The organism is Methylobacterium sp. WL103, from assembly GCF_008039885.1.
GTDB lineage: Bacteria > Pseudomonadota > Alphaproteobacteria > Rhizobiales > Beijerinckiaceae > Methylobacterium > Methylobacterium cerastii.
This window is the reverse complement of record NZ_VRUX01000104.1, coordinates 1-10,427: the sequence shown is the minus strand read 5'-3', so window position 1 is coordinate 10,427 and position 10,427 is coordinate 1. Positions and strand designations below refer to the sequence as shown.

The window sequence follows — 10,427 nt, the reverse complement described above, 5'->3', positions numbered from 1 at the left end:
GCAGCCCGCGACGGGTCGCCCAGCGGCCGTTGCCGTCCATGATGATCGCCGCGTGGAGGCCCGGCCTGGGGTCGGATGGGCTTTGCATCGTGTGAAGGCTCCGGACGGGAAGCGGCGTGGCAGGCGGAGGCGCAAAAGGGGCGTTCGGCGGTCAGGCTGGGTTGGCATCGAGCCGGCCGGAATCCGGCGCGCGGGCGGCCTTGGCCGCGTCGCGTACCACCTGTTCCAGCACGGCGAGATAATCGAGGAAGCGCGTCCGCCCCGCCGGGGTCAGCCGGCACAGGGTCTGCGGCCGGTTGTGAGCGTGGCCCTTCTCCAGGCTGACCAAGTCGGCCTCCTGCAGCACCGCGAGGTGCCGGCTGAGGTTGCCGTCGGTGAGCCCGCACAGGCGCTTAAGGTCGGGGAACGGAAGGCCCTTCGGGTGGCCGACCAACGAGGTCAGCACGCTCAGCCGCGCCTTCTCGTGGATCACCCGATCGAGCCCTTCGTAGGAGAAGCGGCCGTCGGCCCGGTCAGAGGTCGCCATCGCCGCCTCCCGCGTTCGACATGACGAGGGCGAGCCAGCCCTGCCCGACCGCGAAGGGCAGCCCCATCAGCCAGGGCGAGAGCGCCCGTGTTTCGCTGGCGATCGCCAGCACCGTCAGGCCGGCTAGGAGATACCACGCGCCGGCCCCCTGGACGGCGCGGGGCAGGATCCGCGCCGAGGCGAACAGGCCGAGCCCGACCAGAACCTGCCACAGGCCGGGCAGCATCCAGATCTCATCCGGCGCGAAGCGGGTGATCACCACGGCGAGGCAGGCGCCCGCGCCCGCAGCCGGCAGGAACCCTTCGATCGCGTTCCAGACCATGGCGTCGGCCAGGCCCGAATGCAGCCGGCGCGAGCGCCGCACGGTCTCGATGCCGATCAGCCCACCCGCGGCGCAGGCCGTTGCGATCCACAGGCCGAAGAACAGCAGCGGCCGCGCGCTCGGATCGCCGAGCCAGAGCGCCTGCCCGCAGGCGGTGGCGAGCGCCAGCACCCCGGTGGCGGCCAGGGCCGCCGAGCCGAGGCCGCGAAACGCGGTGTCCCGCGCGATCTGCGAGCGGATCGCGACGATGTCCGCCAGGGCCTTGTCGAGGTCGTGCATGAAGCTCTCCGGACCGGATCATGCTTTGCAATGCAAAGTAACCCGAGCCTGCGAATCCGGCAAGCGATTTGTTGCAACCTGCGGTTTAATACGCTGCCGGGTGGCTGTGCTCCGACGCGGGTCCGCATTGCCGGGGCGCATCACTTTGCGGATCGTTCCATCCCTCTACCGACGTGCTTCGCCAGCGAATTTCCGACCGTCCCGATGTATCCGTGTGCATCACGAAAGCGCGCAAAAAGTCTTTTGTCGGCGCGCACACCCAAAACCGTGCCATCATCACCGCGAACGCAAACGGGAGAACGTGATGGCGACCGAGAACAAGCGCGGAAACCGCGAGACGAAAAAGCCGAAGAAGGCGGTTTCCAAGACGATTGCTGCGGCGCCCTCGACCAAGGACATGGTCAGCGCCGCGATCAAGACCGCCGGCAAGAAGACGAAGTAGCGCGGCGCAGGCCCAAGACCCGCTGGCGGGAAAGCGCCGGTGGAAAAGGTGCCGGCGTTGTCATCCCGCTAACCGACGGCATGCCACCACGGGGCATGCTCGATCGCATCTGGACGACGGCCAAGGCGGTATTCGGGGTAGCCCTGCTCGTGGTCTGCGCGCTGCTGGCCGCGCAAAAACTCGACCGTGAGCGGGCCGAGCAATCCGCCCAGGCCCTGTTCCGCGCCGGCGGCCCCGAGGCCACCGGCTCGATCACCCCGGCCGCGCCGGCCCTGCCGACGCGGACGCCGTCGGAGTAGCCTTACTCGGCGGCCTGTTGCGCGACGTAGCCGAGCCGGCCGTTCAGCTCCTCGATCAGCTTGACCGCGGCTTCCGCGATCACCGTGCCCGGCGGGAAGATCGCCGAGGCGCCGGCCGCGTAGAGCGCGTCGTAGTCGCCGGGCGGGATCACGCCGCCGATCACGATCATCACGTCGCCGCGGCCCTGCTCGGTGAGCGCCGCCTTCAGCTCCGGCACCAGCGTCAGGTGGCCGGCGGCGAGCGACGACACGCCGACGATGTGCACGTCGTTCTCCACCGCCTGCCGCGCGGCCTCGGCCGGCGTGGCGAAGAGCGGCCCGATATCCACGTCGAAGCCGAGGTCGGCGAAGGCCGAAGCGATCACCTTCTGGCCGCGGTCGTGCCCGTCCTGACCCATCTTGGCGACGAGGATACGCGGGCGGCGCCCGTCGTTCTCCTCGAAGGCCTCGACCAGCCCACGCACCTGCTCGACCGCTGGCGACATGCCACCCACCTCCCGCTTGTACACGCCCGAGATCGACCGGATCTCGGCGCGGTGCCGGCCCCAGGCCTTCTCCAGCGCATCGGAGATCTCGCCCACCGTCGCCTTGGCGCGCGCCGCCTCGACGGCGAGCTCGAGCAGGTTACCCTCCCCTTCCGCCGCCTTGGTGAGGGCCGCGAGCCGCGCGTCGACGTCGGCCTGGTTCCGCTCGGAGCGCAGGCGCTTGAGCTTGTCGATCTGCAGCGTGCGCACGTTGCCGTTATCGACGCGCATCAGCTCGATCTTCATCTCGTCGTCGGGCTTGAACTTGTTGATGCCGACGATGGTCTGGCGGCCGGAATCGATCCGCGCCTGGGCCCGCGCCGCCGCCTCCTCGATCCTGAGCTTCGGGATGCCGGCCTCGATCGCCTTGGCCATGCCGCCGAGCTCCTCGACCTCGCGCAGGTGCTCCCAGGCGCGCGCGACGATGTCGGCGGTGAGCTTCTCGACGTAGTACGAGCCGCCCCACGGATCGACGATGCGCGTGGTGCCGGTCTCCTGCTGGAGGAACAGCTGGGTGTTGCGGGCGATGCGGGCCGAGAAGTCGGTCGGCAGCGCCAGCGCCTCGTCGAGCGCGTTGGTGTGGAGCGATTGCGTGCCGCCCTGCGTCGCCGCCATCGCCTCGATGCAGGTGCGGGTGACGTTGTTGAACACGTCCTGCGCGGTCAGCGACCAGCCCGAGGTCTGCGAGTGGGTGCGCAGCGGCAGCGACTTCTCGCTCTTGGGCTCGAACTCCTTGACGAGCTTGGCCCAGATCAGGCGCGCGGCCCGCATCTTGGCGATCTCCATGAAGTAGTTCGTCGAGATCGCCCAGAAGAACGACAGCCGCGGGGCGAACTGGTCGATCGTCAGGCCGGCGGCCAGACCCGCCTTGATGTACTCGACGCCGTCGGCCAGCGTGTAGGCGAGCTCGAGGTCGTTGGTCGCGCCGGCTTCCTGCATGTGGTAGCCGGAGATCGAGATCGAGTTGAATTTCGGCATGTTCTTCGAGGTGTAGGCGAAGATGTCCGAGATGATCCGCATCGATCCCTTCGGGGGATAGATGTAGGTGTTGCGGACCATGAACTCCTTGAGGATGTCGTTCTGGATCGTACCGGCGAGCTTCTCCGGCGGCACGCCCTGCTCTTCCGCGGCGACGATGTAGAGCGCGAGGATCGGCAGCACCGCGCCGTTCATCGTCATCGACACGGTCATCTCGTCGAGCGGGATGCCGGAGAACAGCGTGCGCATGTCGTAGATCGAATCGATCGCGACGCCCGCCATGCCGACGTCGCCAGACACCCGCGGGTGGTCGGAATCGTAGCCGCGATGGGTCGCGAGGTCGAAGGCAACCGACAGGCCCTTCTGCCCGGCGGCGAGGTTGCGCCGGTAGAACGCGTTCGAATCCTCGGCCGTAGAGAACCCCGCATACTGACGGATCGTCCAGGGCTGGGTGACGTACATCGTCGGATACGGCCCGCGCAGATAGGGCGCGACACCGGGATAGGTGTCGACGAACTCGAGCCCCGCCCGGTCTTCCGGCCCGTAATGGGTCTTCACCGGGATGCCCTCGGGGGTCATCCAAGGCTCCCCCGACGGCGGCGGCGGCACGGCGACGGCGTCCGCGCCCCAGGCGATCTCGGCGAAGTTCGGGATGCGGGAGGTCATGGGCGGTCTTCTCGATCGGGGCCGGGCTTTTCGCCATTATAGGCGAGACGCGATCGGAGGCGACAGCCCTCTTCGTTGCTATGGTTCAGCCATATGAGTCTGGGGCGCTTCTTCCCTCCCCCACAGAGGGGGAAGGAAGAAGCGGTGGCTCTCAGGTGATCAAGCCGCGGTCGCCTCCTGCCCGGCCGCGCGATCCCGCGCGAGCTTGGTCACCGCCACCTGATCGACCTTGCCGGTGCCGAGCATCGGGATCGCGTCGATCACCACCACCTCCGCCGGGATCGCGAGGTCGGGGGCGCCGCGGCCCTTGGCGAAGGCTTGGTAGGCGGCCCGGGTCCCGTCCTTGGCTTGCGTGAACAACACCAGCCGCTCGCCCTTGCGCGCGTCGGGCACCGCGGCCACCGCGCTCGGGCTGTCGGGCCAGAGGTCGGCGGCGGTGGCCTCGATGCCGGCGAGCGAGATCATCTCGCCGGCGATCTTCGCGAAGCGCTTGGCGCGGCCCTTGATCGCGACGAAGCCCTGCGCGTCGATCGCGACGATGTCGCCGGTGTCGTGCCAGCCGTCCACTGGGGCCTCCAGCACGCCGGGGTTCTCGGCGTGGAGATACCCGAGCATGATGTTGCGGCCGCGCACCACGAGGCGGCCGCCCTCGTCGATGCCGGGGACCGGGTCGAGGCGGTGCTCCATGCCCGGCACCAGCCGGCCGACGGTGCCGAAGCGGTTGAACATCGGCGTGTTGACCGCGACCACCGGGCCGCATTCGGTGACGCCGTAGCCTTCGAGGATGCGCAGGCCGAACTTTTCCGCGTAGGTGCGGCGGGTCGTATCCTTCACCGGCTCGGCGCCGGCCACGACGTAGCGCAGCGAACGCAGGTCGTAGGCGTGCGCCACCTTGGCGTAGCCGGTGAGGAAGGTGTCGGTGCCGAACAGGACCGTCGCGTTCGAGCCGTAGACCAGCTCCGGCACGATCCGGTAGTGCAGCGGCGACGGGTAGAGGTAGACCGGCACGCCCGAGACCAGTGGCAGCACCAGGGCCGAGGTCAGCCCGAAGGCGTGGAAGATCGGCAACACGTTGAACACCTTGTCGGACGGTCCGAAATCGATCCGGGCGGCGACCTGGGCGACGTTCGCGAGCATGCCCCGGTTGGCCACCATCACGCCCTTCGGCGTCCCCTCCGAGCCCGAGGTGAACAGGATCGCGGCCGCATCCTCGCCGGTGCGCGCGACGAGCGGCTTTCGGGCCGCGAGAAGGCCGCGGATCTTGTCGCCCGCCGTAACGGTGGCGCGCACGTCCTCCAGGTAGACCAGCTCCACTTTGTCCTTGATCGCCTCGACGAGCGGGCCGAGGCGGCCCTTCTCGATGAAGGCGCGGGAGGTGAGGATCTTCGTCACCTCCGCCGCCTTGCACGCCGACAGGATGTTGGCGGCGCCGGCGGAGAAGTTGATCATCGCCGGCACCCGGCCGGCCGAGGCCAGCGCGAAGAACGTCACCGCGGCGCCGTTGGCGTTCGGAAGCATCAGCCCGATCGCACGGCCCTCCGCCACCATCGGCATCAGCTTGCGGGCGAGGATGTTGGCACCCATCACCAGACGCGAATAGGTCATCTTGCCCGAGACCGGGTCCTCCAAAGCCGTCCGGCGCCATCCGAAGCGCTCGCCGGCCGCGATCAGCGCCGTCATCACGCTGCGGTCGATGTCGGTGGTGTCGAACACGAGTTCGGACATGATGCCGTAGAGCCCCGCGCCCGCAGCCTGCCGCCGAGCCTTGCCTTTGAGGCTTGCGTCGATGTCGAGCTTCACCGGCGGCATCACCGTGACGACGACCTTGGGCCACCAGCGCCGTCTAACCTGGTCGCGTGACAGCCGCGAGAACACGGTCCGCTCCAAGCCCTCGATGCGGACGGGGACGACCATCGCTCCGGACTTGTCGGCGATCAGCCCCGCGCCGTCGTAGACCTTCATCAGGCTGCCGGTGACGGTGAGACGCCCCTCGGGGAAGATGATCAGCGTCTCGCCGCCCTTCACCGCGTTGATCAGCTGGCGGGTGGCGAGCGGGCGCGTCGGGTCGAGCGGCATCGCCTTGGTGACCCGCAGGAACGGCTTCACCCACCAGCGCTGCGCGATGCCATGGTCGACGGCGAAGACCGGCTCCTGGGCGAGCAGCGACAGGGCGAGCGGCGCGTCGAGGAACGAGACGTGGTTGAGGGCGACGATGCAGTTCGCGCCGGCCTTCTCGACGTTGTCGAGGCCGCGGACCTCGAGCCGGTAGAACGCCCGGAACAGGATCGAGAGGAAGTCGCGGAACGGGCTCGTCTCCAGGGTGGCGAGGACGATCACGGCGACGACGAGGTTGAGCACGGCCACGAGCGCCAGCAGCGTCGCGCTGGAGAACCCGGCGCCCTGGAGGGCGGCCAGCGCCAGCGTGCCGCCGACCATGAAGGCCGCCGTCATCACGTTGACGGCGCCGATGATGCGGGCGCGCTTGTCCTTGTCGGTCCAGGCCTGCACCGCGGCGAACGACGGCACGATGTAGAGGCCGCCGGCCATGGCCAGCCCGAGGAAATCGACCGCGACCCGCAGGCCCGAGCCGGTGCGCAGGAAGTCGGCGGCGCCGACCATCGCGCCGGTCTCCGGCGCGTGGTGGGCCACCGTCCAGGCGAGGTCGAGGCCGAACAGGCCCATCAGCACCGCGCCGACGGGGGTCGGCAACAGCACGATCCGCCCGCTGCACAGCCACGAGGCGACGCCGGAACCGAGCGCGATGCCGACCGAGAACACGGCGAGCAGCAGCGTCACCACCGTCTCGGAGCCGTTGAAGTCGTGGCGGACCAGCAGCGGCAGCAGCGACAGCACGACGACGCCGACGAGCCAGAACCAGCTGACGATCACCGAGCCGCGCCACAGGCGGCGGTCGCCCCACAGGTCGCGCAGCAACGCCACGGTCGAGCGCGCGACGTTGCGGTCGACGTGCAGGTCGGGGGCGCCCTCGCCGGTCGCCGGGATGGCGCGGGCGGCGAGCCAGCACAGCACGGCGAAGGCCATGATCAGGCCACCGAAGACGAGGTGCGAGCCGCCCATGGCGCTGGCGAAGCCCGCCGCGATCGTGCCGAGCAGGATCGCGAGGAAGGTCGCGGCCTCGACGAGCGCGTTGCCGGCCGGCAGCTCCTCACGCTTCAGATGATCGGGGAGGATGCCGTACTTGATCGGCCCGAACAGCGCCGCGATGGTCCCGAACAGCCCGAGCGCCACGAACAGGATCGGCACCGAGGCGAGGAAGAAGCCGAGCACGGCGGTGCCGGCGGCGAAGATCTCCGCGAACTTCAGGCGCTTGGCGATGACCGCCTTGTCGTAGCGGTCGGCGAGCTCTCCGCCCAAGCCCGACAGGATGAAGAACGGGCCGATGAACACGGCGCTGGCCAACGTCACCAGGATGCCGGCGTCGGACTCGCCCGCCTGGATGACCTTGAACAGGATCAGGAAGGCGAGCGCGTTCTTGAGGAAGTTGTCGTTGAACGCCGAGAAGAATTGGCACCAAAACAGCGGCGCGAAACGCCGGGCGGTCATCAGCGAACGGAACATGGCGGTCTCCCCGGCTGGGCCATGACTGGCTCAACCCGTGCGGTCGCGTCAAATCCCGGTCCTGCGCTGGCCGAGGACCGAAGTCCGCCGCGCCCCGCCACCGGAATTTGAACAACGTGCAAACTATGCAGTCTGCGGCTGCGCGCAAGCTTGTTCTTGCACGCCGTGCAATCTATCGCTCGATCCCGTGCGCGACCGCACGAGATGCAGCCGGGGCCATAGCGTGAAGACCGTTAAGAAGCGCGCCGCAGGCCCGCGCGGCGACCTCGACCGGGCCGGCTTCGTCGCGCTGGTCTGCGCGGCCGCCGAGGGCATCGTCCGGGACCAGGGCGTGCGCGCCCTTGGGATGCGGCCGCTCGCGACCGCCATCGGCTACGCGCCGAACTCGATCTACAACGCGGTGGGCGACCTCGACGCGGTGCTGCTTCGGGTGAACGCCCGCACCTTCGGCCGTCTGAAGGCCGCCCTCGAAGCCGCCATCGATCCCGAGGCGTCGCCGCGGGCGAACGCGGCGGCCCTGGCCGAGGCCTACCTCGGCTTCGTCGCCGCGGACCCGGCGGTCTGGAGCCTCGTCTCCGACCATGCGCCCGCGCGCGGCGCCGCGGTGCCGGACTGGTACTGGGAGGCGCTGGCGGGCGCCACCGATCTCGTAGATGCGACGCTGAAGCCGCTGCTTCCCGACGCCGACGAGCGCGCCCGGGCGGTCGCCGCCCTGTGGGCCTCGCTCCACGGGCTCGCCTCGCTCTCTACCTCGGGCAAGCTCGGGGCGCTGACGGACGCGGCGCCCATCGACCTCGCCCGGATGCTCGTGGCCCGCTTCCTCTCACCGGACGCCTGATTGACCGCTCCCGCGAAACCGGGTTGTTGGGCGGAAAGTCCCTGAGAGATCGAGCGAACCATGGTCCTGAAACGCGTGCCGACGACGCCGTTCTCCGATCAGAAACCCGGCACGTCGGGGTTGCGCAAGAAGGTCACGCACTTCCGGCAAGCCCATTACGTCGAGACTTTCGTCCAGGCGATCGTCCAGTCCGTCTCCGGCCGCGAGGGCGCGACCCTGGTCCTCGGCGGCGACGGCCGCTTCTTCAACCGCGCTGTGGTGCAGACCACCCTGAAGATCGCCGCCGCCAACGGGTTCGGGCGGGTGCTCGTCGGCCGGGGTGGCCTGCTCTCGACGCCGGCCGCCTCCTGCGTGATCCGTAAGCACGGGGCGATCGGCGGCATCATCCTCTCGGCGAGCCACAATCCCGGCGGCCCGGACGGCGATTTCGGCATCAAGTTCAACACCGCCAACGGCGGCCCGGCGCCCGAGGGCGTCACCGAGGCGATCTTCGAGGCCACGAAGACCCTGACGGAATACCGCATCGCCGACGTGCCCGACCTCGACCTCGACCAAGTCGGGACGACGCGGATCGGCGACATGGTCGTGGAGGTGATCGACCCGGTCGCCGACTACGCCGCGCTGATGGCCGCGCTGATCGACTTCGAGGCGATCCGCGGCCTGTTCGCCTCCGGCTTCCGCATGCGCTTCGACGCCATGAGCGCGGTGACCGGCCCCTACGCCCATGCGATCCTCGAAGGCATGCTCGGCGCGGCCCCCGGCACGGTGGTCAACGGCGAGCCGAAGGAGGATTTCGGCGGGCACCACCCGGACCCGAACCCGGTCCACGCCCACGACCTCTACGACCTGATGCTCGGGGCAGACGCGCCGGATTTCGGCGCCGCCTCGGACGGCGACGGCGACCGCAACATGATCGTCGCGCCGGGCCTGTTCGTCACCCCGAGCGACAGCCTCGCGATCCTTTCCGCGCACGCGACCTCGGCGCCGGGCTACGCCGCGGGCCTTGCCGGCATCGCCCGCTCGATGCCGACCAGCCGCGCCGCCGACCGGGTCGCCGCGGCGCTGGGGATCGGCGCCTACGAGACGCCGACCGGTTGGAAGTTCTTCGGCACCCTGCTCGATGCCGGCCTGATCACCCTCTGCGGCGAGGAGAGCGCCGGCACGGGCTCGAACCACGTCCGCGAGAAGGACGGGCTCTGGGCGGTGCTGCTCTGGCTCAACATCCTGGCGGTGACGGGCAAGCGTGCCGACGCCATCGTGCGCGAGCACTGGGCGCGCTTCGGGCGCGACTACTACACCCGCCACGATTACGAGGAGATCGCCTCCGACGCCGCCAACCGCCTGATGGACGGCCTGCGCGAAAAGCTCGCCGCCCTTCCGGGACGGCGGATCGGCGACTTCACGGTCTCGGCGGCGGACGACTTCCGCTACGTCGACCCGGTGGACGGCTCGGTGAGCGAGCACCAGGGCGTCCGCGTGACCTTCGCGGAGGATGCCCGCATCGTCTACCGCCTGTCCGGTACCGGCACGGCGGGCGCGACGCTGCGCGTCTACATCGAGCGCTACGAGGCCGCGCCGGACCGGCTCGAGCGTCCGGTGGCGGAGATGCTGGCCCCCCTGGTGGCCGTCGCCGGCGAACTCGCCGAGATCGCGGCGCTCACCGGCCGGGCCGAGCCGAGCGTGGTGACCTGAGGGGACAGCCCGACGGCGCAAACTACTGGTCGTAAGGCGCGGAACCGCCGCTTGGCATATTGTGTGCCTCTCCCCGGCGCATGCCTGCGCGGCACGGTGCAAGGAGGCTCCTCCTTGCCGCGGACACGGTAGGCCGACCGCTTGGCGGGCGGCGTCGCCGGGTCCTTCGACGCGCGGGCCGTTCCCGCCCCGCGATCGAAAAGTGCCCGATGGACAAGACTTCGCTCACGCGCCGCCACCTCATGCTCGGCAGCGCCGCCCTTGGTGCGCTCGCCGCCGGCT

Annotated in this window: 8 protein-coding genes and 1 pseudogene; 4 read left to right on the top strand and 5 right to left on the bottom strand. The window is 69.7% G+C overall.

The features are described from left to right. The 3 genes and pseudogenes from FV222_RS31985 to FV222_RS09220 form a co-directional block, all read right to left on the bottom strand. Positions 1 to 88, bottom strand: a pseudogene (locus FV222_RS31985) (isoprenyl transferase); the annotation flags it as partial. A gap of 63 nt (positions 89 to 151) precedes the next feature. Continuing rightward, on the bottom strand, positions 152 to 526 hold the full coding sequence (locus tag FV222_RS09225; protein ID WP_147762265.1) for a transcriptional regulator: 375 nt from the start codon (positions 524 to 526) through the stop codon (positions 152 to 154). Continuing rightward, complete coding sequence (locus FV222_RS09220; RefSeq protein ID WP_147813958.1) at positions 513 to 1,127, bottom strand: hypothetical protein; 615 nt, start codon at positions 1,125 to 1,127, stop codon at positions 513 to 515. The genes FV222_RS09225 and FV222_RS09220 overlap by 14 nt, the downstream gene beginning before the upstream one ends. A 304-nt stretch (positions 1,128 to 1,431) precedes the next feature. On the opposite strand from FV222_RS09220, the gene FV222_RS29470 reads away from it, so the two are divergent. After that, on the top strand, positions 1,432 to 1,569 hold the full coding sequence (locus tag FV222_RS29470) for a hypothetical protein (protein WP_187273601.1): 138 nt from the start codon (positions 1,432 to 1,434) through the stop codon (positions 1,567 to 1,569). Positions 1,570 to 1,664: 95 nt separating this feature from the next. Next, positions 1,665 to 1,868: a hypothetical protein gene (locus FV222_RS09215; protein WP_147753348.1), complete on the top strand. Its 204-nt coding sequence runs from the start codon at positions 1,665 to 1,667 to the stop codon at positions 1,866 to 1,868. Between the two features lie 2 nt (positions 1,869 to 1,870). On the opposite strand, the gene scpA is transcribed toward FV222_RS09215, so the two are convergent. Further along, a complete protein-coding gene (scpA, locus tag FV222_RS09210) occupies positions 1,871 to 4,036 on the bottom strand; it encodes a methylmalonyl-CoA mutase (protein ID WP_147762267.1) in 2,166 nt (721 codons plus the stop codon). 159 nt (positions 4,037 to 4,195) lie between these two features. Beyond that, on the bottom strand, positions 4,196 to 7,615 hold the full coding sequence (locus tag FV222_RS09205; protein WP_147762268.1) for an acyl-[ACP]--phospholipid O-acyltransferase: 3,420 nt from the start codon (positions 7,613 to 7,615) through the stop codon (positions 4,196 to 4,198). 223 nt (positions 7,616 to 7,838) lie between these two features. Between FV222_RS09205 and FV222_RS09200 the strand changes: the two genes are divergently transcribed. Next, positions 7,839 to 8,453: a TetR-like C-terminal domain-containing protein gene (locus FV222_RS09200; protein WP_147762269.1), complete on the top strand. Its 615-nt coding sequence runs from the start codon at positions 7,839 to 7,841 to the stop codon at positions 8,451 to 8,453. A 60-nt stretch (positions 8,454 to 8,513) separates the two neighbouring features. Further along, the gene (locus tag FV222_RS09195; RefSeq protein ID WP_147762270.1) at positions 8,514 to 10,145 is read left to right on the top strand and encodes an alpha-D-glucose phosphate-specific phosphoglucomutase; all 1,632 of its coding nucleotides are present in this window, start codon (positions 8,514 to 8,516) and stop codon (positions 10,143 to 10,145) included. Positions 10,146 to 10,427: the final 282 nt, after the last annotated feature.